Origin of the sequence: Streptomyces sp. WAC04114, from assembly GCF_019733245.1 — a bacterium.
Classification (GTDB): Bacteria; Actinomycetota; Actinomycetes; order Streptomycetales; family Streptomycetaceae; genus Streptomyces; species Streptomyces massasporeus_A.
Genome location: NZ_JAIGQA010000039.1, coordinates 1 through 23,859, shown reverse-complemented (window position 1 = coordinate 23,859; position 23,859 = coordinate 1). Strand labels below are relative to the sequence as shown.

At 71.2% G+C, this 23,859-nt stretch carries 22 protein-coding genes; 11 read left to right on the top strand and 11 right to left on the bottom strand.

The features are described from left to right. Positions 1-7: 7 nt before the first annotated feature. Positions 8-1,243 carry a DUF4185 domain-containing protein gene (locus tag K4G64_RS13650; protein WP_221756304.1) on the top strand — a complete coding sequence of 412 codons (1,236 nt, stop codon included), beginning with the start codon at positions 8-10 and terminating at the stop codon, positions 1,241-1,243. On the opposite strand, the gene K4G64_RS13645 is transcribed toward K4G64_RS13650, so the two are convergent. Continuing rightward, positions 1,179-2,192, bottom strand: a complete 1,014-nt coding sequence (locus K4G64_RS13645; protein WP_221756325.1) for a bile acid:sodium symporter family protein — start codon at positions 2,190-2,192, stop codon at positions 1,179-1,181. The genes K4G64_RS13650 and K4G64_RS13645 overlap by 65 nt on opposite strands. Positions 2,193-2,353: 161 nt before the next feature. Here K4G64_RS13645 and K4G64_RS13640 point away from each other — a divergent pair, with 161 nt between their 5' ends. The 3 genes from K4G64_RS13640 to K4G64_RS13630 all read left to right on the top strand — a co-directional run bounded on the left by K4G64_RS13640 (position 2,354) and on the right by K4G64_RS13630 (position 6,311). Beyond that, entirely contained in the window at positions 2,354-3,232 is an 879-nt protein-coding gene (locus K4G64_RS13640) for a LysR substrate-binding domain-containing protein (RefSeq protein ID WP_221756303.1), read from the top strand. A gap of 301 nt (positions 3,233-3,533) precedes the next feature. Next, entirely contained in the window at positions 3,534-5,360 is a 1,827-nt protein-coding gene (locus K4G64_RS13635; RefSeq protein ID WP_221756302.1) for a long-chain fatty acid--CoA ligase, read from the top strand. A gap of 159 nt (positions 5,361-5,519) precedes the next feature. Continuing rightward, complete coding sequence (locus K4G64_RS13630; RefSeq protein ID WP_221756324.1) at positions 5,520-6,311, top strand: aldo/keto reductase; 792 nt, start codon at positions 5,520-5,522, stop codon at positions 6,309-6,311. Between the two features lie 116 nt (positions 6,312-6,427). Here the strand turns inward: K4G64_RS13630 and K4G64_RS13625 are convergent, their stop codons facing one another. From K4G64_RS13625 to K4G64_RS13615, 3 genes are all read right to left on the bottom strand, one after another. Continuing rightward, entirely contained in the window at positions 6,428-7,123 is a 696-nt protein-coding gene (locus tag K4G64_RS13625) for an SDR family oxidoreductase (protein WP_221756301.1), read from the bottom strand. A 98-nt stretch (positions 7,124-7,221) separates the two neighbouring features. Further along, the gene (locus tag K4G64_RS13620) at positions 7,222-8,133 is read right to left on the bottom strand and encodes a trans-aconitate 2-methyltransferase (protein WP_221756300.1); all 912 of its coding nucleotides are present in this window, start codon (positions 8,131-8,133) and stop codon (positions 7,222-7,224) included. Positions 8,134-8,286: 153 nt separating this feature from the next. Next, the gene (locus K4G64_RS13615; RefSeq protein ID WP_221756299.1) at positions 8,287-10,002 is read right to left on the bottom strand and encodes a glycoside hydrolase family 6 protein; all 1,716 of its coding nucleotides are present in this window, start codon (positions 10,000-10,002) and stop codon (positions 8,287-8,289) included. 452 nt (positions 10,003-10,454) lie between these two features. On the opposite strand from K4G64_RS13615, the gene K4G64_RS13610 reads away from it, so the two are divergent. Next, positions 10,455-13,373 (top strand): glycoside hydrolase family 48 protein, encoded by a 2,919-nt coding sequence (locus K4G64_RS13610; protein ID WP_221756298.1) that lies wholly within the window; start codon positions 10,455-10,457, stop codon positions 13,371-13,373. Positions 13,374-13,554: 181 nt separating this feature from the next. On the opposite strand, the gene K4G64_RS13605 is transcribed toward K4G64_RS13610, so the two are convergent. After that, positions 13,555-14,493, bottom strand: coding sequence for a YafY family protein (locus K4G64_RS13605; protein WP_221756297.1), 939 nt, complete (start codon positions 14,491-14,493; stop codon positions 13,555-13,557). A 40-nt stretch (positions 14,494-14,533) separates the two neighbouring features. Here K4G64_RS13605 and K4G64_RS13600 point away from each other — a divergent pair, with 40 nt between their 5' ends. Together K4G64_RS13600 and K4G64_RS13595 are read left to right on the top strand one after the other, a co-directional pair. Continuing rightward, on the top strand, positions 14,534-15,013 hold the full coding sequence (locus tag K4G64_RS13600) for a hypothetical protein (protein ID WP_221756296.1): 480 nt from the start codon (positions 14,534-14,536) through the stop codon (positions 15,011-15,013). Further along, positions 15,010-15,486: a hypothetical protein gene (locus tag K4G64_RS13595; RefSeq protein WP_221756295.1), complete on the top strand. Its 477-nt coding sequence runs from the start codon at positions 15,010-15,012 to the stop codon at positions 15,484-15,486. The genes K4G64_RS13600 and K4G64_RS13595 overlap by 4 nt, the downstream gene beginning before the upstream one ends. Here the strand turns inward: K4G64_RS13595 and K4G64_RS13590 are convergent. Further along, positions 15,455-16,198 (bottom strand): class I SAM-dependent methyltransferase, encoded by a 744-nt coding sequence (locus tag K4G64_RS13590; protein WP_221756294.1) that lies wholly within the window; start codon positions 16,196-16,198, stop codon positions 15,455-15,457. The genes K4G64_RS13595 and K4G64_RS13590 overlap by 32 nt on opposite strands. A 4-nt stretch (positions 16,199-16,202) precedes the next feature. Next, entirely contained in the window at positions 16,203-16,508 is a 306-nt protein-coding gene (locus K4G64_RS13585) for a 4a-hydroxytetrahydrobiopterin dehydratase (RefSeq protein WP_031106506.1), read from the bottom strand. 141 nt (positions 16,509-16,649) lie between these two features. On the opposite strand from K4G64_RS13585, the gene K4G64_RS13580 reads away from it, so the two are divergent. Further along, positions 16,650-17,456, top strand: a complete 807-nt coding sequence (locus K4G64_RS13580) for a helix-turn-helix domain-containing protein (RefSeq protein WP_221756293.1) — start codon at positions 16,650-16,652, stop codon at positions 17,454-17,456. Here K4G64_RS13580 and K4G64_RS13575 read toward each other — a convergent pair. After that, entirely contained in the window at positions 17,438-17,863 is a 426-nt protein-coding gene (locus K4G64_RS13575; RefSeq protein ID WP_221756292.1) for a hypothetical protein, read from the bottom strand. The genes K4G64_RS13580 and K4G64_RS13575 overlap by 19 nt on opposite strands. A gap of 241 nt (positions 17,864-18,104) precedes the next feature. Between K4G64_RS13575 and K4G64_RS13570 the strand changes: the two genes are divergently transcribed. Next, the gene (locus K4G64_RS13570; RefSeq protein WP_221756291.1) at positions 18,105-18,968 is read left to right on the top strand and encodes a helix-turn-helix transcriptional regulator; all 864 of its coding nucleotides are present in this window, start codon (positions 18,105-18,107) and stop codon (positions 18,966-18,968) included. A gap of 133 nt (positions 18,969-19,101) precedes the next feature. After that, entirely contained in the window at positions 19,102-19,569 is a 468-nt protein-coding gene (locus K4G64_RS13565) for a nitrate reductase molybdenum cofactor assembly chaperone (RefSeq protein WP_221756290.1), read from the top strand. Here K4G64_RS13565 and K4G64_RS13560 read toward each other — a convergent pair. After that, positions 19,566-19,952: a helix-turn-helix domain-containing protein gene (locus K4G64_RS13560; protein ID WP_260460422.1), complete on the bottom strand. Its 387-nt coding sequence runs from the start codon at positions 19,950-19,952 to the stop codon at positions 19,566-19,568. The genes K4G64_RS13565 and K4G64_RS13560 overlap by 4 nt on opposite strands. 105 nt (positions 19,953-20,057) lie before the next feature. Here K4G64_RS13560 and K4G64_RS13555 point away from each other — a divergent pair, with 105 nt between their 5' ends. Further along, entirely contained in the window at positions 20,058-20,903 is an 846-nt protein-coding gene (locus tag K4G64_RS13555; RefSeq protein ID WP_221756289.1) for an NAD(P)H-binding protein, read from the top strand. A gap of 221 nt (positions 20,904-21,124) precedes the next feature. Here K4G64_RS13555 and dnaK read toward each other — a convergent pair whose 3' ends face one another. Continuing rightward, positions 21,125-23,008, bottom strand: a complete 1,884-nt coding sequence (dnaK, locus tag K4G64_RS13550) for a molecular chaperone DnaK (protein WP_221756288.1) — start codon at positions 23,006-23,008, stop codon at positions 21,125-21,127. 67 nt (positions 23,009-23,075) lie between these two features. Further along, the gene (locus K4G64_RS13545; RefSeq protein WP_221756322.1) at positions 23,076-23,816 is read right to left on the bottom strand and encodes a glycerophosphodiester phosphodiesterase family protein; all 741 of its coding nucleotides are present in this window, start codon (positions 23,814-23,816) and stop codon (positions 23,076-23,078) included. Between the last annotated feature and the right edge of the window lie 43 nt (positions 23,817-23,859).

Below are 23,859 nucleotides of genomic sequence, written 5' to 3'. Positions count from 1 at the left end.
ACGGAACGTGCCCGACGACTCAGGAGCAGCACGAGCACGACAGCGCACGGGAACCGGGATCGGCCTGCTGCTGGCCCTGGTTCTCGGCGCCGCCCTGCTCATCGCACTGCCGGACGACGACGGTTCGCACGACGACGCCTGCCAGGCGCTCACCGTCGGTTCCTGGAAGCCGGACGACGGACTCACCGACGAGTTCACCCGCTACGGCGACGACGCGAGCCGCGTCGACGACTGGACCGGCGGCGACGGCACCCATTCGGTGCGGCTGCCGGACGGCCGGGTGCTGTGGCTGTTCTCGGACACCTACCTGGGCCGCGTGTACGGCCCGCCCAACCCGCACGGCGAGTCCCACGCCTGGCGGGACGCCGGCACACCGCTGGTGCGCAACTCGGCGGTGCTGATGCGCGACGGCCGGCTCGACTCCACCCTGCCCGCCCCGCTGTTCGCCGACCCGGCACCGAACCAGTGGCGCTGGCCGGTCGCCGCCCGCGTCGAACCGCGCTCCCCCGGCTCCTCGGAGCAGGTCGTCCGGGTGCTGCTGTGGGTGCGCACGGCAGGGCAGGCCCCCTGGATCTACGGCGTGCCCACCGCCACCGAGGTCGCCACGCTGTCGCTGCCGGACCTGCGCCTGGAGTCGATCGTCGAGGTGCTCGGCCGGCAGCGGGTCCCCGACCCGTCCCGGCGGGTGCTGTTCGGTACGACGCTGGTCGAGGAGGACGGCTGGACCTATGTGTTCGGCGGCGACGACGGCCGGGCCGCCTCCCGGCCCGCCTCGCACGCCTACGCGGCCCGTGTGCCGGAGGGCGCCCTCGGCGATCCGTCGGCCTGGCAGTACTGGAGCGGTTCGGCGTGGGTGCCCGGGGCCCGCCCCCGGCCGGTGCTCGGGGACGGGCGGCGCAAGGGCGTGGGCAGCGCGTTCTCGGTCGTCCGGGAGGACGGCACGTACGTGCTGTTCACGATGGCCGCCGGACCGAAGGGGCTGACCACCATCGCCTCCTACTGGGCCTGCTCGCCCGCCGGGCCGTGGCACGGCCCCGGGAAGGAGTTCAGCCCGCCGCTGCCCCAGGGACAGGTCGCCGCCTACAACCCGCAGACGCATCCGGTGCTGAGCGGCGACGGACGGCTCGTGCTGAGCTACGACGTCAACTGGCTGGAGCCGACGGGCGCCGCCGACCGGCTCAGCCGGAACGTGTCCCTGTACCGACCGCGGTTCGTGTCGTTGCGACTGGCTGCGGTGCGGTGACCTCCGTCGCCGCTTCCCGCGCGCGCCGCTTGGCGATCACCGCGCACACGATCAGCTGCATCTGGTGGAAGAGCATCAGCGGCAGCACGGCGAGCGCCGCCTCGGCGCCGAACAGGACGCTCGCCATGGGCAGCCCGGCGGCCAGGGACTTCTTCGAACCGGCGAACTGGATCGCGATCCGGTCCGCCCGGCCGAAGCGCAGCGCCTTGCCGCCGTACCAGGTCAGCAGCAGCATCACGGCGAGGATCACGGCCTCGACGCCGACCAGACCGCCGAGCCGGGCGGGGCTGACCTGGTGCCAGATGCCCTGCACCATGCCCGCGCTGAACGCGGTGTAGACGACGAGCAGGATCGAGCCGCGGTCCACGAGCCCGAGGGCCTTCTTGCGGCGGCTGACGAAGCGACCGATCCAGCGGCGCAGCAGCTGCCCGGCCAGGAACGGCACCAGCAGTTGCAGCACGATCTTCAGCAGCGAGTCGGCGGAGAACCCGCCGCCGCTGCCGCCGAGCAGTGAGGCAGCGAGCAGCGGGGTGGCGACGATGCCGACGAGGGAGGAGAAGGACCCCGCGCAGATCGCGGCGGGCACGTTGCCGCGGGCGATCGAGGTGAAGGCGATCGACGACTGCACGGTCGACGGGACGAGCGTGAGGAAGAGCAGGCCCTGGTAGAGCGGGTGCGTCAGGATCACCGGCACCAGCCCGCGGGCCGCGAGCCCGAGCAGCGGGAAGACGAGGAAGGTGCAGGCGAGGACCGTGATGTGGAGCCGCCAGTGCCGCAGCCCGTCGAGCGCCTCACGGGTGGACAGCCGGGCCCCGTACAGGAAGAACAGGAGGGCGACCGCCGCCGTGGAGGCACCGGAGGCGACATCCGCGGCCGACCCACGCGCCGGGAACAGCGCGGCGAGCCCCACCGTCCCGAGGAGCAGCACGATATAGGGGTCGATCGGCATCCAGCTCGGCCAGCGCAGGCGTTTCACGGTGCTCCACTTGCTTGGTACTCCGGTCGGTCCGGGGCCGCAGGGGCCCCCTTCCATCCTGCTCCCCGCTCCGGCGATCGGGAATCCCGTATACGGCACTCACTGTCATCGCGTTTCGCGATAACGTGGTCGGCATGTACGACCCGTCCCATCTGCGCACGTTCCTGTCGGTCGCGCAGACGCTGAGCTTCACGCAGGCCGCGCGTCGGCTCGGACTGCGGCAGTCGACGGTCAGCCAGCACGTGCGGCGGCTGGAGGACGCCGCCGGGCGCACGCTGTTCACCCGGGACACGCACTCGGTGGAGCTGACGGAGGACGGCGAGGCCATGCTCGGCTTCGCGCGCCGGATCCTGGAGGTGTACGAGCAGGCGGCGGCGTTCTTCACGGGTACCCGGTTGCGCGGCCGGCTGCGCTTCGGCGCCTCGGAGGACTTCGTGCTGACCCGGCTGCCCGAGATCCTGGAGGGCTTCCGGCACGAGCACCCGGAGGTCGACCTGGAGCTGACGGTCGAGCTGTCGGGCACGCTGCACGAGCAGCTGGCCGCCGGGAAGCTGGACCTCGTCCTGGCCAAGCGGCGCCCCGAGGACCCCCGGGGCGAGCTGGTCCGGCACGACCGGCTGGTGTGGATCGGCGCGGAGCGGCTCCGCCTCGACCCGGACCGCCCGGTGCCGCTCATCGTCTACCCGCCGCCGGGCATCACCCGCGCGCTCGCCCTGGAGGCCCTGGAGCGGCAGGGCCGGGACTGGCGCGTGGTGTGCACCAGCGGGAGCCTCAACGGTCTGGTCGCCGCGGCCCGGGCCGGTCTCGGGGTGATGGCCCACTCCCGCGGTCTCATCCCTCCGGGTCTGGTCCGGGTCCCGGACCGGGCGGGGCTGCCGGAGCTGGGGCAGGTCGACTTCGTCCTGGTCCACGGCCGCCGCCGACCCTCCGCGCAGGGCGCGGCGGACGCCCTCGCGGCGGCGATCCTGGCAGGTGGGGATCGTCTTCACCGCAGCGAGCGCGAGGGGCTGTGACGAAGCGGAGTGACAGAATCCGCCGCCGTCCCACTGACAGAAGAGACCCCGCTCGACAGCGCGTCGCGCGGCACCTGGACTCGTACAGATTCGGTGGAGATTACGGCACCGAAACTTACTCAACCGTCAGGATTGTGTCCGACCCTTCCCCATGTGGGCGCTTTTTTCCCTGGCTGACCAGCGCATACGAGAGGGCCGCCCGCCTTCGTACCCCCTCCCGCCCCCTGGTCGGTTGGGGTAGCTTTCACGGCGCTGTGCGGGGCGTCACTCGACTGAAGCGCTGAGGAGCGGGGAGCGGGGTTTGCGCGAGTTCACCAACCCTCCGTTGGCGTTGGCACCTCCGGTGGGTGGTCTGGCCGACGTGGTCTTCGAGCATGCCCAGGAGGACCCGCTGCACATCGCGCTGGGCCGCAAGGACGATGCGGGCCAGTGGCGGGATGTCACAGCCGCCGAGTTCCGCGACGAGGTACTCGCCCTGGCCAAGGGGCTGCTGGCGAGCGGCATCCGGTTCGGCGACCGGGTCGCGATCATGTCCCGCACCCGCTACGAGTGGACCCTCTTCGACTACGCGCTGTGGACGATCGGCGCCCAGGTCGTGCCGGTCTACCCGACGTCCTCGGCCGAGCAGTGCTTCTGGATGCTCTACGACGCCGAGGTGACGGCCGCGGTCGTGGAGCACGAGGACCACGCCATGACGATCGCCACCGTCATCGACCGGCTGCCCCAGCTGCGCCGCCTGTGGCAGCTGGACGCCGGGGCGGTGCACGAGCTGTACGACGCGGGCGCGCACCTCGACGACGAGGTGGTGCACCGCCACCGGCAGGCCGTCACACCCGACTCGGTCGCCACGATCATCTACACCTCGGGCACCACAGGCCGCCCCAAGGGCTGCGTCATCACGCACGGCAACTTCATGTACGAGGCGGACACCGTCATCGAGCGCTGGGAGCCGGTGTTCCACTCCAGGCGCGGCGACGAGGCGGCGACCCTGCTGTTCCTGCCGCTCGCGCACGTCTTCGGGCGCATGGTGCAGGTCGCCGGCATTCGCGGCAAGGTGAAGTTCGGCCATCAGCCGCAGCTGAACGCGGCGGCCCTGCTGCCGGACCTGGCGGCGTTCAAGCCGACGTTCTTCCTGGCCGTGCCGTACATCTTCGAGAAGGTGTTCAACGCGGCCCGCCGCAAGGCCGAGAAGGAGGGCCGCTCCGGCCCGTTCGAGAAGGCCGTCGACATCGCCATCAAGTACGCGGACGCGATGGAGGCCAAGGCCTGGGGCACCGGACCCGGCCCGTCGGCGGGCCTGCGCATGCAGCACCAGCTGTTCGACAAGCTCGTCTACACCAAGATCCGCGCCGCGATGGGCGGCCGCATCAAGCACGCCATGTCCGGCGGCTCGGCGATGGACCGCCGGCTCGGGCTGTTCTTCGCCGGGGCGGGCGTGCACATCTACGAGGGCTACGGCCTGACGGAGTCCACGGCCGCCGCCACCGCCAACCCGCCCGGCCGGACCCGCTTCGGCACGGTCGGGCAGCCCATCCCCGGCATGACCGTGCACATCGCGGAGGACGGCGAGATCTGGCTGCACGGCGAGAACGTCTTCCAGGGGTACCTCAACAACCAGAAGGCCACCGACGCGACCCTGCACGACGGCTGGCTCGCCACCGGCGACCTCGGCACGCTGGACGAGGACGGCTTCCTCACCATCACCGGCCGCAAGAAGGAGATCCTGGTCACCTCCGGCGGCAAGAGTGTTTCGCCCGGTGTGCTGGAGGAACGCGTCCGGGACCATCCGCTGGTCAACCAGTGCATCGTCGTGGGCAACGACCGCCCGTACATCGCCGCCCTGGTCACCCTCGACCAGGAGGCCGTGGAGCACTGGCTGGCCATGCGGGCCAAGCCGCAGATGTCCCCCGCGGAGCTGGTGCGCGACGCAGACCTGGAGACGGAGGTGCGCCGCGCGGTGGTCGCCGCCAACACCCTCGTCTCGCAGGCCGAGTCGATCCGCACCTTCCGCATACTCGCCCAGCCGTTCACCGAGGAGCACGGGCTGCTGACCCCGTCCCTGAAGCTGAAGCGGAAAGCGATCGAGAAGGCGTACGAGAACGAGGTCGAGGCGCTCTACCGGGCGTGACGTCCGCCCCGCGGGGCAGGTGTGGCTTCGGAAATCTCCCGTCAGGAATGCATCACCGCCCGTGATCGTTTGACGATGGGTAGTTCATCTGACCACTTACCGAAGGATCGAGAGCTCGTGAGCAAGGTCCCCCCGATCATCCTGAACAACGGCGTCGAGATGCCCCAGCTGGGCTTCGGCGTCTGGCAGGTGCCGGACGACGAGGCCGAGACGGCCGTCGCGACGGCGCTGGAGGCCGGGTACCGCAGCATCGACACCGCGGCGATCTACGGCAACGAGGAGGGCACCGGCAAGGCCATCGCCGCCGCCGGCGTCCCCCGCGAGGAGCTCTTCGTCACCACGAAGCTGTGGAACGCCGACCAGGGGTACGACTCCACGCTGCGCGCCTTCGACACGTCGCTGGAGAAGCTCGGCCTGGACTTCGTCGACCTGTACCTGATCCACTGGCCGACGCCGGAGCGCGGTCTGTACGTCGACACCTACAAGGCGTTCGAGAAGCTGCACGCCGACGGCCGGATCCGGGCCATCGGCGTCTCCAACTTCCTTCCCGAGCACCTGGAGAAGCTGATCGGTGAGACGTCGGTCGTCCCGGCGGTGAACCAGATCGAGTTGCACCCGCACCTGCAGCAGGGCGCCTCCCGCGCGTACCACGCGGAGCGGGGCATCGCCACGGAGGCGTGGTCGCCGCTCGGCCAGGGCAAGGGCCTGCTGGAGGTCCCGGCGATCGTCGCCATCGCCCGGAAACACAACCGCACCCCGGCCCAGGTCGTGCTGCGCTGGCACATCCAGCTGGGCAACGTGGTGATCCCGAAGTCCGTGACGCCGTCGCGGATCAAGGAGAACATCGAGGTCTTCGATTTCAGCCTCGACGACGAGGACCTGGCCGCGATCAGCGCCCTGAACGAGGACCGCCGCATCGGCCCGGACCCGGCGGAGTTCAACGGCACCTGAGCCGTAGCGGCGGCGCCGGGGTCCGGATCCCCCCTCACAGGACCGGAGCACCGACAGCGCCCCGGCCCGGAGCCCCTTCGCGGGGCCCGGGCCGGGGCGCTGTCGTCTCCGCGGTCTCAGACCGGCTGGCCCACCGGCCGAATGACGACGGTGTTGACATCGACACCGGCCGGCTGCCGGATCGCCCAGACCACCGAGTCCGCGATCTGCCCGGCCGTGAGGAGATGGCCGGGCGGGAGGCTGCCGTAGGAGTCCCAGAAGGGGGTCTCCGTCCGGCCCGGCGCGACCAGGGTGACACCCACGCCCCACTCGGTGACCTGCCGCCTGGTGTTCTCGGCGAGCCCGGTCACGGCCCACTTGGTCGCCCCGTACAGGTTGCCCGGTCCGTGCACGAACCCGGCGACGCTGCCGACCAGCACGATCCGGCCGCGGGTCTCCTTCAGCGCGTCGATGGACGCCCGGATCAGCAGGGCGGGACCGAGGACGTTGGTCAGCACCATGTCCCGCCAGCCGTCGGGATCCCCCTCGGCGACCGTGTCGTGGGTGGCGAAGCCGGCGTTGGCTACCACGGTGTCCAGCCGGCCGAACGCCTTGAGGGTGCTGTCCACCGCCGAGCGGACGTCGTCGTACACGGCGGTGTCGCCGACGAGCGTCAGCAGCCCCTCGGGACGTCCCAGCTCTTCGGCGAAGGCACGCAGCCGCTCCTCCCCCCGGCCGGTGACCGCCACCCGGTGCCCGGCGTCGAGCAACTGCCGGGCGACAGCGGCACCGATGCCGCTTCCGCCGCCGGTGATGAGCGCTACCTGAGACATGGACTTCCCCCTGTGGTGTCGGCCGGAGTGCGATGCCGGGGAGTCCATCAGTTGAAGCGCTCTCGAAGTCAAGGGACTCGACGCCGAGGGCCGCGGGGCTACGCGGGCCGGACCGCCGTGTGCACGGTGTGGGCCGCCAGCACGAACACGTCCTGGCGGCGGTGCACGCTCGCCGCGTCGCCGGGGTCGAGGAGGCGGTCCAGGGTGGCGCGGTCGTCGTGGTCGAGGCCCTCCGCGAGGGTGTCGCGGAAGCGGGTCAGGCGGTCGACGACATGGGCACGGGCGCGGTCCGAGGCCGGGGCGGGAAGGTCCAGGAGGAAGCTGTGCGTCCGGGTGTGCTTCAGGCCCGCGGCGGACAGCAGGGCCGGCCAGTTCTCCGGCTCGGCGACATGGCCCCGGAGGTCCTGCCGCATCTTCGTGAACCACTCCTCCTCCAGTGCGTCCATGCGTGCCTGGAGGCCGGGGCGGCCGATGCCGATGTCGCGGGGCAGGAACCGTGCGGGCAGCCCGCCCTCCATGAGGGCCAGGGTGCCGCCCGGCGCGAGCCGCGCCGCGAACGCGGCGAGCCCGGCCCGCTGGTCGCCGAGATGGTGCAGGGTGCGGCTCGCCCACAGCAGATCGGCCGGGTAGTCCAACTCGTCCAGGACGTCCGGCAGTTCCCCGACGACCGTGCTGAAGCGGTCGGCCACCCCCTGACGCTCCGCCCGTGCCCTGGCCCGCTCCAGCAGCGGCTCCGAGCCGTCCACGGCCACGATCCGGGCGCCCGGGAACGTCTCGGCGAACAGGCAGGACACGACGCCGGGCCCACTGCCCGCGTCGACGATGAGACCTGGTTCGGTCACCTCCCTCGCCAGCCAGGCCAGGGCCCTGTCGTACATCGACGTGAACAGCTCCGCCTCGGACTCCAGCATCGGGGCCATGGCCGCCCAGTCGATGTCGGTGTGGTCGTGGTGGTGGCCGTGGCCCTGCCGGTGGACGTGGTCGTGATCGTGGTCGTGGTCGTGCGCCATGGTGGTCAGCCTCTCGCTCGGATGCGGTCAGCGTGCGCCGACGCACCGATCGGAGGCCAGTGCTGTTGCCGGTCCCGCAAAATCCGCCGGGGCAGGAGCCCCGACGGATCAGCGGATCAGCGGGTCAGCGGTTCAGCGGTTCAGCGAGCACGGTCAGGACAGCGGCGGGTACGCGTTCTGCATCAGCTGCCGGAACTGGGCGGAGAACCAGTGACCGGACACCGGCGCGTCCGGCAGGGCACCGGACATGTTGTTGTTGTTCCGCGGGTTGCCCGTGTAGGTGGGGTCGCACATGCGGTCGAAGCCCTTGCCCTCGTCGTTCGGGATGGCCTTGCTCGACCCGTCGGACTCACCCGGCGGCTTCATCCACACGTAGGCGTCGATCCCGGCTGCCGGGGCGGCCTTCGGTCGCTCGCCCAGGCCGGCTCCGGACTGGTTGCACCAGTTGCCGGCGTTGAGGCGACGGTCGTACCGACCGCCGTCGACGTAGGTGTCGACGCTGGTGGTCGCGCCCGGTCCGGTGGGCCGCGCGGCACCGCCCCAGCCGTTGCGGGAGGTGTCGATCAGCATGCCGATGTTCGCGTCGAAGCCGGCCGAGACCAGCTGGCCTCGGAAGGCCTGGGCGTAGGACAGCTCGTCGAGGTAGCGGTTCCAGTCGACCCACTTCGACTCGCGGACGGACTTGCCGGCCACGGTGTCGTTGATGGTGAAGTTGTTCTCCTTCAGGGCGCTGTAGTTCGCCGTGTTGGTGATGAAGCCGTGGACGTCGTTGACCGTGGCGCCCTCGGCGGTCGCCGCCTCCTTCATGATGGCGGCGGTGGGGCCGAAGTTGTCGTCCCAGCCGATCCAGCCGTGGTGCCCGGCGTCGACGTAGTTGTAGACGTTGGGCACGTCACCGAGCTTGTTGAGCGCGTACCCGACGCCCTTGACGTAGTTGCCGTTGGCCTTCATCACGTCGCACTGCGGGACGGCCGTCGGGCGGCTGCCGGTGTTGGTGACGAGGTTCGGCAGCGAGTCGATCTCGATCGTGGTGACGATCCGCAGCGAGGCGTACTTCGGGTCGGCGAGGATCGCCTTGATCGGGTCGATGTACTCCGTCTTGTAGCGGTCGATCTCGTCGGCCTTCAGCTCGCCGTTGGAGGCGAGGGCGGAGCAGTCCCGGCCGGGCAGGTTGTAGATGACGAACTGGACGACGAGCTCCCCGGATCCCTTCTGGCGCAGCGCCTCGTCGAGGTGGTCGCGCAGGCCCATCTTCCCGCCGGCGCCGTTGATCGCGGCGATGCGGTCCAGCCACACACCGGTCGGCTGGTCGGCGACCCGGCTGCCGCCCGGCTCGGCGGCGGCGTTCGCGGACCACTCCGGGTTCACGTACCCCTTCGCGCCCTCGTAGGGGTTGTTCACGCGACCGGACGGCCCGCCCGGGTCCGGCGGGTCCGTGGGGCCGCCGCCCCCGTCGACGTTGCAGGTCACGCCGTCGAGGGTGAAAGTGGCCGGGATCGCGTTGCTGCCGCTGTAGCTGCCCTGGAAGCCGAAGCTCACCGAACCGCCGGTCGCCAGCTGGGCGTTGTAGGTCTCGTTGGCGGCGGTGACGGCGGCGCCGCTCTGGCTGATCTTGGCGTTCCAGCCGCTGGTGACCTGCTGGTTGCCGGCGTACGACCACTTCAGCGACCACGACGACTTGGCGGCACTGTTGTTGGTGAGGGTCACGGCGGCGGTGAAGCCGGTGCTCCACTGGTTCTGGATCTTGTAGTCGACGGTGCAGGGGACTGCGGCGACGCCGGCACTGGCCGGGTCGACGGCGAACGCGGTGCCGGTCGCGCCGGTGACCAGGGCCATGGCGGCCAGTAACGCGGTTCTCGTACGGGTCATGAGTGGGGGTCCCTCTTCCGTTGGGTTCCTTGCGATTTCCGCGGCTGCGTGGGGGGTTGAGAGGTGCGGTGAGGCTTTCGCGGGCATGGCGGAGCCGATGCGGGGCGCCGTACGGCCGACGCGGGCGTGCAACTGTCCGCCGCACGCGGGCGTCTCGCACCGGCGGCGGCTCAAAGTACTGAACGCGGGGGGTGTCGCATGAGCGACTCCTTGCAGGTCGGGCGTGCCGTGACGGACGCGTCGACTGATGGAACCGCTCCCACTGGTGCCAAGGAAGGTAGCGCCAAGTGACGGTGAAAAACAGGGGAGTCACCGAGTTTTGCTCCATGCGGTGCGTCGAATCTTTTCGACTCTTCGAGGACCTTGACCAATACCTGACGAGTCATCACTATGGGAGCGCTCCCACTGGTTCAAGCCTTGACTTCTCCGAGCCGCAAGGAGGAACCAGCACCATGCATCCCCCACCCCGGAGACGCGGAGCGGTACGGCGGTTGTGGACCGCCGCCCTCGCAGCTCTCGCGCTTCCGTTGACGATGCTCTCCTCGGGGTCGACACCCGCGCAGGCAGCGCCGCTCCAGTGCAGTGTCGACTACAAGACGAACGACTGGGGCTCCGGTTTCACGGTGGACCTGACCCTCACCAACCGTGGCACGGACGTCATCGACGGCTGGACGCTGACCTACGCCTACGCCGGCAACCAGAAGCTGGGCAACGGCTGGAACGGAAGCTGGACGCAGTCCGGCAGCAACATCACCGTCAAGAACGCCCCCCACAACGCCCGGGTCGCCGCGGGCGCCGCCGTCTCCACCGGCGCCCAGTTCTCCTACAGCGGCAGCAACACCGCGCCGACGTCCTTCTCGGTCAACGGCACGCCCTGCACCGGCGCGCACCAGCCGCCGATCGCCGTGCTGACCAGCCCGAGCGCGGGCGCCGTCTACACCCAGGGCCAGGCGGTGCCGCTGGCGGCGACCGCCGCCGCCGCGGACAACGCCACGATCAGCAAGGTGGAGTTCTACGACGACACCAAGCTGCTGGGCACGGACTCCAGTGCGCCGTACGCGCTGTCCGTCTCCGACCTGGCCGTGGGCAGTCACTCCCTGGTGGCGAAGGCGTACGACAGCATGGGCGCCTCGGCCGACTCCACCCCGGTCGGCATCACCGTGGCCTCCGGCCCGACCGTCGTCGCCTCGCCGCTCCAACTGGGCGTCCAGTCGGGCAAGTCGGGCACCTATGAGGTGAAGCTGTCCAAGCAGCCGACGGGCAACGTGACCGTGACCTCGGCGCGGGCGAGCGGCAACTCGGGGCTCTCGGTCTCCGCCGGCGCCTCGCTGACCTTCACGCCGCAGAACTGGAACACCGCGCAGAAGGTGACCGTCACCGCCGCGAACTCGGGCACCGGTTCGGCCGTTTTCGAGTCGACGGCGGCGGGCCACGCCAAGGCCTCGGTCACCGTGACCCAGCTGGCGGCGGCGAAGGTGTACGACGCCCGCTTCCTGGAGCTCTACGGGAAGATCACCAACCCGGCGAACGGCTACTTCTCCCCCGAGGGCATCCCGTACCACTCGGTCGAGACGCTGATCGTCGAGGCGCCGGACCACGGCCACGAGACCACCTCGGAGGCGTACAGCTACCTCCTGTGGCTCCAGGCCATGTACGGCAAGGTGACGGGTGACTGGTCGAGGTTCAACGGCGCGTGGGACCTCATGGAGAAGTACATGATCCCCACTCACGCCGACCAGCCGACCAACTCCTTCTACAACGCCTCGAAGCCGGGCACCTACGCGCCCGAGCTGGACACGCCGAACGACTATCCGGCCAAGCTCGACACCGGTGTCTCGGTCGGGTCCGACCCCATCGCGGGTGAGCTGAAGAGCGCGTACGGCACGGACGACGTCTACGGCATGCACTGGCTGCAGGACGTGGACAATGTCTACGGCTACGGCAACTCCCCCGGCAAGTGTGAGGCGGGCCCCTCGGACACCGGCCCGTCCTACATCAACACCTTCCAGCGCGGCGCGCAGGAGTCGGTGTGGGAGACGGTGCCGCAGCCGACCTGTGACGCCTTCAAGTACGGCGGCAAGAACGGCTACCTCGACCTGTTCACCGGTGACGCCTCCTACGCCAAGCAGTGGAAGTTCACCAACGCGCCGGACGCCGACGCACGGGCCGTGCAGGCCGCCTACTGGGCGGACCTGTGGGCGAAGGAACAGGGCAAGGGCTCGGCCGTCTCCGCGACGGTGGGCAAGGCCGCCAAGATGGGCGACTACCTGCGCTACTCCATGTTCGACAAGTACTTCAAGAAGGTCGGCAACTGCGTCGGAGCGTCGGCCTGCCCGGCGGGCACCGGCAAGGACGCCTCGTTCTACCTGATGTCCTGGTACTACGCCTGGGGCGGCGCCACCGACACGAATGCCGGCTGGGCCTGGCGCATCGGCTCCAGCCACGCCCACGGCGGCTACCAGAACCCGCTGGCCGCGTACGCGCTCAGCAGCTACGCCCCGCTGAAGCCGAAGTCGGCGACGGGCGCGGCGGACTGGGCCAAGTCCCTCGACCGGCAGCTGGAGTTCTACCGCTGGCTGCAGTCGAGCGAGGGCGCCATCGCGGGCGGCGCGACCAACAGCTGGGCGGGCCGGTACGCGACCCCGCCGGCAGGCAAGTCGACGTTCTACGGCATGTACTACGACGAGAAGCCCGTGTACCACGACCCGCCGTCCAACCAGTGGTTCGGCTTCCAGGCGTGGTCCATGGAGCGTGTCGCCGAGCTGTACCAGCAAACGGGCAACGCGAAGGCCAAGACGGTCCTCGACAAGTGGGTCGACTGGGCGCTGTCCAAGACCACGTTCAACCCGGACGGCACGTTCCTGATCCCGTCGACGCTCCAGTGGTCGGGCCAGCCCGACACCTGGAACGCCTCCAGCCCCGGCGCGAACAGCGGGCTGCGCGTCACCGTCGCCGACTACACCAACGACGTCGGTGTGGCGGCCGCGTACGCCAAGACGCTGACGTACTACGCGGACCGCTCCGGTGACACGGAGGCCGCGACGGCGGCGAAGAAGCTGCTGGACGGCATGTGGGACAACCACCAGGACGCCCTCGGGATCGCGGTCCCGGAGAACCGGGCCGACTACAACCGGTTCGACGACCCGGTGTACATCCCGAGCGGCTGGACGGGCACGATGCCGAACGGTGACGCGATCAACTCGTCGTCCACGTTCGACTCGATCCGGTCCTTCTACGAGGACGATCCGGCCTGGTCGAAGATCGAGAGCTATCTCGCCGGCGGTGCGGTGCCGTCGTTCACGTATCACCGGTTCTGGGCCCAGGCGGACATCGCCCTGGCCATGGGCTCGTACGCGGAGCTTCTCGAATAGCCCCCGCCGGGCGCTCCGCGGGGTGGGCGGTACTTCGTCTGCCGGTCCGTCGTGGCTGGTCGGGCAGTGCCGCGCGCCCCCGGGGCAGCTCCGAAGCACCGCGTACACGGCTCCGCACCTGACGCGGGGCCACGGCCGGGTGGCTCCTCCGCACGGGAGCCGCCCGGCCCTCGCACGGCGGTCACGGGGTGCCGTACCGTTCCACCAGTTCCGCCGCCGTCCGGGCGATGCGGTCGCGGAGTTCCGGGGGTTCGAGCACCTCGATGCCGGTGCCGAGGCGCAGGAAGTCGGCGTGGGCGTGGTCGAGGGACTCGATGGGGACGGTGGTCCGGGTCCAGCCGTCCTCTTCCAGGTGGGCGTCGGTCTGACCCGGTCCGGGGAGGGAGACTCCCGGCGCCAGCCGGACCACCGCCCGGGCCGGCCGGAGCCGGTCGTGGAAGTCACGCTGGTACTGCGTCCAGTACCCGGCCAGGTCGAATTCGTCCGGACGGGTGAACTGCTGCTCGAGGGAGGTGAGGTGCAGGATCTGGTCGACCCGGTAGGTGCGCGGGCCCGGGCCCGCGACGACGTACCAGCGGCCCGCCTTGAGGACCAGTCCGTACGGATCCAGCCGGCGTTCCACGTCGGTGGGCTCGCGCCAGCGGCGGTAGCGGACGTGCAGGGCGCGGCAGTTCCACACGGCGTCGGCCACGGCCGGGAGGTACGGCGTCTCGTCGGCGCCGGCGTACCAGCCGGGCGCGTCGAGGTGGAAGCGCCCGCTGATCCGGTCGGCGTGCGGGCGCAGTTCGGCCGGCATGGCGGCCCGGACCTTGAGCTGGGCGGCGGCCAGGACGGAGCCGAGTCCGAGCTGGGCCGCGGGGCCCGGGACTCCGGCGAGGAAGAGGGCCTCGGCCTCGTCCGCGGTGAGGCCGGTGAGGCGGGTGCGGTAGCCGTCGAGGAGGCGGTAGCCGCCGGCGTGGCCCGCGTCGCCGTAGAGCGGGACGCCGGCCGCGCTCAGCGCCTCGATGTCCCGGTAGACCGTGCGCACCGAGACCTCCAGCTCCTCGGCGAGCCGTGCGGCGGTCATCCGGCCGCGGGTCTGGAGCAGCAGGAGGATGGAGACGAGCCGGCTGGACTTCACTGACACAGGATGTCAGTGAAGCGGCTCTAGCGTCCCGGGCATGAGTTTCACCGAGAAGCTGCTGACCGTGCCTCCGCCGATCGAGGTGGCCGGCCGGCACATCAAGCGCTACCACGTCACCGCCGACCCGGCCGGTATCGAGCCCGACGTCGAGAAGGCGGCGTACGCGATCCTGCCGGAGCTGCTGCCGGAGCCGGACGGCACTCCCCCGGCGACCTTCGTCGTCCTGCACCGGGGCGGCGACACCGGCGCCTACCTCAACGCGTACAGCTGGGTGTGGGACAACGTCCTGCACTTCAAGGGCGCGGCGGCGGGCCAGCCGGTGCTGGGCTGCCCGGACCGCGACCCGGCCCGCTTCATCACGCCCGAGCTGCCGTGGATCGGCTGCGTCTGGGAGCTGCCGCCGATCCTGCACGAACGGGACGCCTGGGTGCGGCACCTGCTCGCCACCGAAGTCCCGGACCTCCAGGCCTACTTGACCGACTCCCTGCCCGAGGGAACCACAGGAGACCGCGCATGAGCAGCCCGCACGACTTCGACTTCTTCCACGGCGACTGGGACGTCCTGCACCGGCGCCGCACCGACTTCCTCGACCCGGACAGCGACTGGGAGGAGTTCCCGGCCACCAGCCGCTGTCTGCCGCTGTTCGACGGGGCCGCCAACCTCGACGAGATCGACATGCCGCACCTGTCGGCGAAGGGTGCGACGCTGCGGCTCTTCGACCGGGAGAGCGAGCAGTGGTCCCTGTACTGGGCCTCCAGCATCAGCGGGACGCTGTTCCCGCCGGTCGTCGGCCGGTTCGAGGGGGGAATCGGGACGTTCCTCGGCGACGACACGTACGACGGGAAGGACATCCGGGCGCGGTTCGTGTGGTCGGGCATCTCCACCACGTCGGCCCGCTGGGAGCAGGCCTTCTCCGTCGACGGCGGGGACAGCTGGGTGACCAACTGGATCATGGAGTTCACCCGGCCTTCCGGAACGACCGCAGGCTGAACACCGGGTCGGGGCGCGGCCGTTCCTGGTCGGGGAGACGGGCGAGCCGGGTGGCGAAGCCGTCGGCGAGGGGGTCGCCGGGCGGCAGGGTGACGAACCAGCCCCGGCGCAGGTCGGCGATGGTGCGGCGGGGGCTGCGGCCCTGGCCGTGACCGGTGAAGCGGGCCCGCCCGGCCGGCAGCAGGCCGTGGGCGGCGGCCGCGGACTCGACGTCTGCCGCCGCGTCCCGGACCGGGCTGGGCGGCCGGGAGGACAGGACGACATCGATGTCACTGCCGACGTTGTGGGAGGCGGCCTTGTCGACCGTCGTGACGTAGACCCCGCCGGGCCGCAGCACCCGGGCGCACTCGCCCACGATGCTCCGCACCTCGGCGGGCCCGGCGGCCAGGTGCAGCAGCCACACGCTGCACACGGCGTCGAACTGCCCGTCCCGGAACGGCAGCCGGCGGCTGTCGGCGCGCACGACGGCGCCGGGGAGCCGGGTGGATGCCTGCCGGGCCATCGCGGGGGCGAGATCGACGCCGGTCACCCGCAGGTCCTCGCGGGCGGCCGCGAGCCGGCGGGTCACGATGCCGGTGCCGCAGGCGACGTCGAGCAGCCGGCCCGTGCCGGGTGGTACGAGGCGCAGCACGGCTTCCGCGGCGGCGGCCGCCCGGGGCTCGCCGCCGCGCGAGGCGTCGTACCGCTCCGCTTCCTTGTCGTAGTCGAGCACCCGGTCAGTGTGCACCGTGCCCGGGGGCGAGGTCCTCCACCCTGCGGGCGAGCTCGAAGTCCTTCTCGGTGACGGCGCCGCCCGCGCTGTGCGTGTGCACGGCCAGGGAGACGGTGTTGTAGCCGAGCGTGAGGTCGGAGTGGTGGTTCAGTTCCTCCTGGACCTGGGCGATGTGCACGACCATCGCCGTCGCCGCGAAGTGCGAGCCGAGCCGGTAGGAGCGGATGAGGTGGTCCTTGTCGAGCGACCAGCCCGGCAGCTCGGCCAGCCGGTCCTCGACCTCCTTCTGCGACAGCGGTTCGACGGGCATGGGCTGCGCTCCTTTCCGTGACCGCGAGGTTCTCGGTGTTCTCGGTGTTCTCTCAGCCTGCCACAGAGGAGCGATCGAAGCCCTCCCTGGTCAGAGGGGTGTATCTGTCCGGGACGACCGGTTCTCGACTACGGTCCCGGCATGACCACTCACCCCTCCACCGCCGAGCAGGGCGTGGGCCCGCTGCTGCGGGCCTGGCGGGAGCAGCGGCGGGTCAGCCAGCTGGAGCTGGCCCTGCGCGCGGACTCCTCGGCCCGCCACATCAGCTTCGTCGAGACCGGACGCTCCCGGCCCAGCGAGGAGATGGTGCTGCGACTGGCCGAGCATCTGGACGTCCCGGTGCGGGAGCGCAACGCGCTGCTGCTGGCGGCCGGTTACGCCCCCCGCTATCCGGAGACGCCGCTGGACGACCCGGCGCTGGGCGCGCTGCGCGAGGGTATCGAGCGGCTGATCGGCGGTTACGAGCCGTATCCGGCGCTGGTGGTGGACGCGCTGTACGACGTGGTGGCCGCCAACCGGGGGATCATGACGCTGCTCGACGGTGTCGCCGGCTCGCTGCTGGAGCCGCCGTTGAACGCGATGCGGCTGGCCCTGCACCCGCAGGGCCTCGCGCCGCGGATCCGCAATCTGCGCGCCTGGCGGGGGCATCTGCTGGAGCAGATGGAGCGGCAGATCGCGCTGCACCGCTCGGAGCCGCTGCGGGCGCTGTACGAGGAGGTGGCGGCCTATCCGGTGCCCGACGCGGATCCCGCGGACGAGCCGGATGAGCCGGTGCCGTACTTCGCGCTGCCGCTGCGGATCGAGCACGAGGGGCGGACGCTGTCGTTCATCTCCTCGATCTCCACGTTCAACACCCCGATGGACGTGACGGTCGCCGAGCTGGCCATCGAGACACTGCTCCCGGCCGACCCGGCGACGGTCAAGTACCTTCAGGGGCGCATGTCCTGACGGGCCTTCAGCGACATGTGCTGGAGGATGGCGAATCCGGCCACGACCAGGGCCTGGAGCACCGTCCACACGGCGCCCGGGGTGCTCGGAGTGAGCCACAGCGCCAGGGCCGCGAGGCTGACCGCCGCCCAGGCGAGGTTGGCCTCGACGACGGCCCGGACACCGAGCTCCGGCGGCTGCCTGCGGGCGGCCAGCAGGCCCACGCCCGCCGCGTAGAGGGCGAGGAACGCGCCCAGGGCGAGCAGCAGCGTGGCGTCGACACCCAGGAGCCGTCCGAGCGGGCCGGAGAACGCCAGGTAGGCGAGCGCGTTGCCGCCGGTCACGACGGCGTCCAGGGCGAGGAAGCGGCGCAGCATCGACTGCGGCTCGGAGGTCCGGGCGAGTGCGGCGAGCTGGATCGCGGACATGGGGAATCACCCTCCGTCGGGTCGTGGTGCGGCGGCTGGAGCCGGGTCCCGGGCCGGAGTGCGCCGGCCCGGGACCCGGTCCGTTCACGATCCCGTTCCGGCGGCGCCCGGTCGATTACCCGCGGGGTAATGCCCGGCCCGCTCCTCCGCTTCCGGGGATCTTCTCGGGCTGAGCCCTGTGATGCCGCCGACCGGACGTGACAGACTGATCACAGGCGTGGGCGCGTAGGGGAGGCGTGGCGTGAGTGAACGGCGGGCCGCACCCACCGTGGGCCAGGTGGTCCTGGGCAAGCGGTTGCAGGAGCTGCGCGAGGCCGCCGGCCTCAGTCGTGACGAGGCCGCGAAGGTGCTGCGGGTCGCCCCCGCGACCGTCCGGCGGATGGAGACGGCCGACGTCGCGTTGAAGGTCCCGTACGTGCAGGTCCTGCTGACGGCGTACGGGGTGGCCGAGGACGAGGTGACCGCGTTCGTCGACCTCACCGAGGAGGCGAACCGGCCGGGCTGGTGGCAGCGGTTCCACGACGTGCTGCCGGAGTGGTTCAGCCTGTACGTGAGCCTGGAGGGCGCCGCCCGGATCATCCGGTCGTACGAGCCGCACTTCGTGCCGGGACTGCTGCAGACCGAGGGGTACGCGCGGGCCGTGATGCGGTCCGGCACCATCGCGAACGCCGGGCCGGAGGCCGTGGACCGGCATGTGTCGCTGCGCATGGAGCGGCAGCGGCTCCTGGACCGGCCGAACCCGCCGCACCTGTGGGTCATCATGGACGAGACGGTGCTGCGCCGCCCGGTGAGCGTGGACGGACGGGTGATGCGCGACCAGCTGGACAAGCTGCTGGAGTACGCCGCGCGCGACCGGGTCACCCTCCAGATCGCCGAGTTCGCCGACGGCCCGCATCCGGGGACGTACGCCCCCTTCTCGCTGTTCCGCTTCGCCGAGCCGGAGCTGCCCGACATGGTCTTCACCGAGTATCTGACCGGCGCGCTGTACCTGGACTCCCGCAAGGAGGTCTCGGCGCATCTGGAGGTGCTGGACCACATGACGGCCCGGGCGGGTTCCGCTCAGCGCACGGAGGAGCTGCTGCGGGAGTGGCGCGAGCGCTACTGAGCCGCTCCCCCGCGCCCCGACGTCATGGCACGGGTTCTGACCCGTACGGGCGCCGTCGGCAGGTGTGCTCCCCGGGCCGCCCCTAGCGTCGGGATGACGGGGCAGGCAAGGGAGCGCACGCGAAGGAGGTCCGATGCCCGCATTCGAGGTGCTGTACCAGGCGGCGGCGCTGTGCCTGATGTACCCCGACGACGACTTCCGCGCCCGGCTGCCGCTGCTGCGCGAAGCGGCGCCGCAGCTGAGGGAGTTCGCCGACCACGCGGCCGTGACCCCGCCGATGGAACTGGCCGCGCACTACGTCGAGGTGTTCGAGGCGGGGCACGATCACAGCCTGTACTTGAGCGTCTGGCGCGAGGCCGCCCCGGCGCCGTCCGAGGAGCTGTACCGCGCGCACGGCCTGGAGACCACCGGCGAGGAGCCGCCGGACTTTCTGCCGGCGGTCCTGGAGTTCGCGTCCCGCACCGGCAACGCCGGGCTGCTGGCGGAGCACCGGGACGGCCTGGACCAGCTCCGCTCGAAGCTCACCGACTTCGGCACACCGTACGCGACGGTCCTGGACGCGGTGTGCGCGACGCTGCCGCCGGTCGCCACGGGGCCCTAGCTCTCGCTGTCGTAGGCGTGACGGGCCTGTTCGACCTCGTCCAGGTGGGTGGCCGACCAGTCGGCGAGGTGGGCGAAGAGCGGGGCGAGGCTGCGGCCGAGCTCGCTGATCTCGTACTCGACCCGCGGCGGGACCTCCGGGTGGTAGGTGCGCACGACCAGGCCGTCGCGCTCCAGTTGCCTGAGGCGCTGGGTCAGCACCTTGGGCGTGATGGTGCCGATGCGTCGTTCCAGCTCGACGAAGCGCTGCCGGCCGTGGGTGTGGAGCGTCCACAGGATCGGTGTGGTCCACCGGCTGAACACGATGTCCACGACCGCGCTGATCGGGCAGGCGAGTTCCGGCGCGGTGGCCGCGGACGCCGTCCGGGTCGTCTCCATGCCCATGTGCACACCCCTTTGGGATAGTCACTTTCCTCTAGGTACCTACTATACCGACGGTGTTAGCGTCCACGACATCGGCAACAAGGCCGTGAAACAAGGGAGTTGCTCATGATCGTGGTGACCGGTGCGACCGGGAACGTGGGGCGATCGCTCGTCCAGGCCCTCGCCGGGGCCGGGGAGAAGGTGACGGCGACCTCGCGGAGGGTCTCGGACGCTGACCTGCCGGAGGGGGTCCAGGCCCGCCCGGCGGACCTGACCGACGCCGGGAGCCTCCGCCCCGTACTGGACGGCGCCGAGGCGTTGTTCCTGCAGAACGGCGGGGCCGACGCCCATCTGCTGGACCCGGGGCAGATCCTCGACGCCGCCCGGGACGGCGGGGTCCGGCGTGTCGTGCTGCTCTCCTCCCAGGGGGTCGCGACCCGGCCGGAGTCGGCCTCCCACGGGGGCGTCGGACGGGCCATCGAGGACGCCGTGCGGGGATCGGGCCTGGACTGGGTGATCCTGCGCCCCGGCGGTTTCGACTCCAACGCCTACGCCTGGGCCGAGTCCGTCCGCGCCCTGCGGACCGTCGCCGCGCCGTTCGGTGACGTCGGACTGCCCGTCGTCGACCCGGACGACATCGCCGAGGTCGCCGCGGCGACGCTGCGGGAGAACGGGCACGCCGGACAGGTCTACGAGCTGACCGGGCCCGCCCTGAGCACGCCCCGGGAGCGCGCCGGGGCGCTGGCGGAGGCGCTCGGCGAACCGGTCCGCTTCGTCGAGCAGACCCGGGACGAGGCCCGCGCGCAACTGCTGCGGTTCATGCCCGAACCCGTGGCGGAGACGACGCTGGCCATCCTGGGTGAGCCCACTCCCGCCGAGCGGCGCATCAGCCCCGACATCGAGCGGGTCCTCGGCCGCGCGCCCCGCACCTTCGCCGACTGGGCCCACCGCCACGTCGCCGCGTTCCGCTAGGTCGTGTCCGCAAAGTCCCGCCTGCCCCGCGGCGCCTGGTACGCGCCCCCGAGCTCTCGACTCCGCTCGAGCAGGGGGTACCCCCACTCGCCGCACCGGGCGAAGCCCCAAGTACGTCCAGTACGAGGGACTCCGCCCGGCGCGCCGAGAGCACGCACCGGACGCCGCAGGGCCCGCCTCCGGGCGGACGACGGGACTTTGCGGACACGACCAAGGGCTGCTCAGCCCCCGCCCGGGCCGCTCTTCCCGTCCCGCCCGGCGCCCTGGTCCTTGTCCTCGTCCACGATCTCCGCGTCGACCACGCCCTCCTCGTCCTGGGGGGTGCCGTGGGGTTCCTCGGTGGGGGGCTGCTGGGCCGCCTGGGCGTACATCGCCTGGCCCATCTTCTGGCTGACGGAGGCGAGTTTCTCGACGGCGGCGCGCAGGGCGGCGGTGTCCGCCTGTTGCTCCAGCTGCTCCTTCACCCCGGCGACGGCCGACTCGACCTCGGACTTCGTGTCGGCCGGGATCCGGTCGCCGTTCTCGCGGAGGAAGTTCTCGGTCTGGTAGACGAGTTGCTCGGCCTGGTTGCGGGTCTCGGCGGCCTCGCGGCGCTTACGGTCCTCGTCGGCGTACTGCTCGGCCTCGCGCATCATGCGGTCGATGTCGTCCTTGGGCAGGGCCGAGCCGCCGGTGACGGTCATCTTCTGCTCCCGGCCGGTCGCCAGGTCCTTGGCGGAGACGTGCATGATGCCGTTGGCGTCGATGTCGAACGCCACTTCGATCTGCGGCACCCCGCGCGGCGCCGGCGGCAGCCCGGTCAGGTCGAAGACGCCGAGCTTCTTGTTGTAGGCGGCGATCTCCCGTTCGCCCTGGTAGACCTGGATGCCGACCGAGGGCTGGTTGTCCGCCGCCGTCGTGAAGATCTCCGAACGCCGGGTCGGAATGGTCGTGTTGCGCTCGATGAGCTTGGTCATGATGCCGCCCTTGGTCTCGATGCCCAGGGACAGCGGGGTGACGTCGAGCAGCAGCACGTCCTTCACATCGCCGCGGATGACGCCCGCCTGGAGCGCCGCGCCCACGGCCACGACCTCGTCGGGGTTGACGCCCTTGTGCGGTTCCTTGCCGGTGAGTTCCTTGACCAGGTCCGTCACCGCGGGCATCCGCGTGGAGCCGCCCACGAGGATCACATGGTCGATCGCCGACAGCTGCACACCGGCGTCCTTCACCGCCTGGTGGAAGGGCGCCTTGCAGCGGTCCAGCAGATCGGCGGTGAGCTCCTGGAACTGCGCCCGGGTCAGCTTCTCGTCGAGATGCAGGGGCCCTTCGGCGGAGGCCGTGATGTAGGGCAGGTTGATCGTCGTCTCGGTCGAGCTGGACAACTCGATCTTGGCCCGCTCGGCGCCCTCGCGCAGCCGCTGGACCGCCATCTTGTCGCCCGCGAGGTCGACGCCGTTCTGGCCCTTGAAGCGCTTGATCAGGTACTCGACGATCCGCTGGTCCCAGTCGTCGCCGCCGAGGTGGGTGTCGCCGTTGGTGGCCTTCACCTCGATGACGCCCTCGCCCATCTCCAGCAGCGACACGTCGAAGGTGCCGCCGCCGAGGTCGAAGACGAGGACCGTCTGGTCGTTCTCCTTGTCCAGGCCGTAGGCGAGGGCCGCGGCCGTCGGCTCGTTGATGATCCGCAGGACCTTCAGGCCGGCGATCTCCCCGGCCTCCTTGGTCGCCTGCCGCTGGGTGTCGTCGAAGTAGGCGGGCACGGTGATCACCGCGTCGGTGACGTCCTCGCCGAGGTAGGACTCCGCGTCCCGCTTCAGCTTCTGCAGCACCCGCGCGGACAGCTCCTGCGCCCGGTACCGGGTACCGTCCACGTCACCCTCGTCGGGGAAGCGCCAGTGCGCGTCGCCCATATACCGCTTGACCGAGCGGGCCGTGCGCTCCACGTTGGTCACGGCCTGCCGTTTGGCCACCTCTCCGACCAGCACCTCGCCGTTCTTGGCGAACGCCACGACCGAGGGTGTGGTTCTGGCCCCCTCCGCGTTGGCGATGACGGTGGGCTCGCCGCCTTCCAGCACGGCGACCACCGAGTTCGTGGTTCCGAGGTCGATCCCGACCGCTCGTCCCATCGCTGTCCCCTTCCGCCAGGGCGACGACTCGTCCCACACTCCAGCACAAAACTTGAGTGCGCTCTTGTCAATGCCGCGAAGGGGTGATCGGCCCGCGCAGGGCCACCGCGCGCCGGGGCCGGTCGGTGACGAGCACGTCGACGCGCGGGTGGGCGAGGAAGGCCCGCATGAGGGTGTCGTCGTTGACGGTCCAGACCATGGTGAACAGGCCGTGCCGGGTCGCCTCGCGCAGTACGTTCGTCCTGGCCAGCCGCTGGTGGACGGCGACGCCGTGCGCTCCGCAGGCCCGGATCCGGCGGGCCGGGAACAGCTCGCTCAGCCGGGTCCCGGGCAGCCGGGCCAGGGCGAGTTCCCTGCGGTCGCGCCCGAGGGACAGGGCGGTGCGGACCCCGGGGAAGCCCCGGCTGACGGCGGCGACTGAACGGTCCTCCAGCGTGGTCACGACCAGCCCGTCCGCGCCGAGCAGGGCGACGGCCCGGTCGACCACCTCCCGCTCGTAGCCGGGCTCCTTGAGGTCCAGGTGGGCCACGAGTTTCCCGGCGATCAGCGCCATGACCTCGTCCACCACGGGCACGGCGTACCCGGCCCGCTCGCACAGCTCCGCATGGGTGAGCACCGACAGCGGCGGCCCGGCGGGACCGACCCGGGGGTCGTGGTAGACGACGAGGACCCCGTCCCTGGTACGGCGGATGTCGAACTCGGCGTACTCCGCGCCGGACCCGATCGCGTCCTCGTACGCCTCCCAGGTGGCGGGACCGGCGTGCTCGGAACCGCCCCGGTGGGCGGAGACGGCGGGACGGGGCGTCATGGTCGTCGGCTCCCGGAGGGCGAGCGGGGAGGCGGGACGGGGG

Bases quoted from the DNA above. Each gene is read 5' to 3' on its own strand.
- K4G64_RS13645 (WP_221756325.1), bottom strand. From the start codon at position 2,192: ATGCCGATCGACCCCTATATCGTGCTGCTCCTCGGGACGGTGGGGCTC.
- K4G64_RS13640 (WP_221756303.1), top strand. From the start codon at position 2,354: ATGTACGACCCGTCCCATCTGCGCACGTTCCTGTCGGTCGCGCAGACG.
- K4G64_RS13630 (WP_221756324.1), top strand. From the start codon at position 5,520: ATGCCCCAGCTGGGCTTCGGCGTCTGGCAGGTGCCGGACGACGAGGCC.
- K4G64_RS13625 (WP_221756301.1), bottom strand. From the start codon at position 7,123: ATGTCTCAGGTAGCGCTCATCACCGGCGGCGGAAGCGGCATCGGTGCC.
- K4G64_RS13620 (WP_221756300.1), bottom strand. From the start codon at position 8,133: ATGGCGCACGACCACGACCACGATCACGACCACGTCCACCGGCAGGGC.
- K4G64_RS13615 (WP_221756299.1), bottom strand. From the start codon at position 10,002: ATGACCCGTACGAGAACCGCGTTACTGGCCGCCATGGCCCTGGTCACC.
- K4G64_RS13610 (WP_221756298.1), top strand. From the start codon at position 10,455: ATGCATCCCCCACCCCGGAGACGCGGAGCGGTACGGCGGTTGTGGACC.
- K4G64_RS13600 (WP_221756296.1), top strand. From the start codon at position 14,534: ATGAGTTTCACCGAGAAGCTGCTGACCGTGCCTCCGCCGATCGAGGTG.
- K4G64_RS13595 (WP_221756295.1), top strand. From the start codon at position 15,010: ATGAGCAGCCCGCACGACTTCGACTTCTTCCACGGCGACTGGGACGTC.
- K4G64_RS13585 (WP_031106506.1), bottom strand. From the start codon at position 16,508: ATGCCCGTCGAACCGCTGTCGCAGAAGGAGGTCGAGGACCGGCTGGCC.
- K4G64_RS13580 (WP_221756293.1), top strand. From the start codon at position 16,650: ATGACCACTCACCCCTCCACCGCCGAGCAGGGCGTGGGCCCGCTGCTG.
- K4G64_RS13575 (WP_221756292.1), bottom strand. From the start codon at position 17,863: ATGTCCGCGATCCAGCTCGCCGCACTCGCCCGGACCTCCGAGCCGCAG.
- K4G64_RS13565 (WP_221756290.1), top strand. From the start codon at position 19,102: ATGCCCGCATTCGAGGTGCTGTACCAGGCGGCGGCGCTGTGCCTGATG.
- K4G64_RS13560 (WP_260460422.1), bottom strand. From the start codon at position 19,952: ATGGGCATGGAGACGACCCGGACGGCGTCCGCGGCCACCGCGCCGGAA.
- K4G64_RS13555 (WP_221756289.1), top strand. From the start codon at position 20,058: ATGATCGTGGTGACCGGTGCGACCGGGAACGTGGGGCGATCGCTCGTC.
- dnaK (WP_221756288.1), bottom strand. From the start codon at position 23,008: ATGGGACGAGCGGTCGGGATCGACCTCGGAACCACGAACTCGGTGGTC.
- K4G64_RS13545 (WP_221756322.1), bottom strand. From the start codon at position 23,816: ATGACGCCCCGTCCCGCCGTCTCCGCCCACCGGGGCGGTTCCGAGCAC.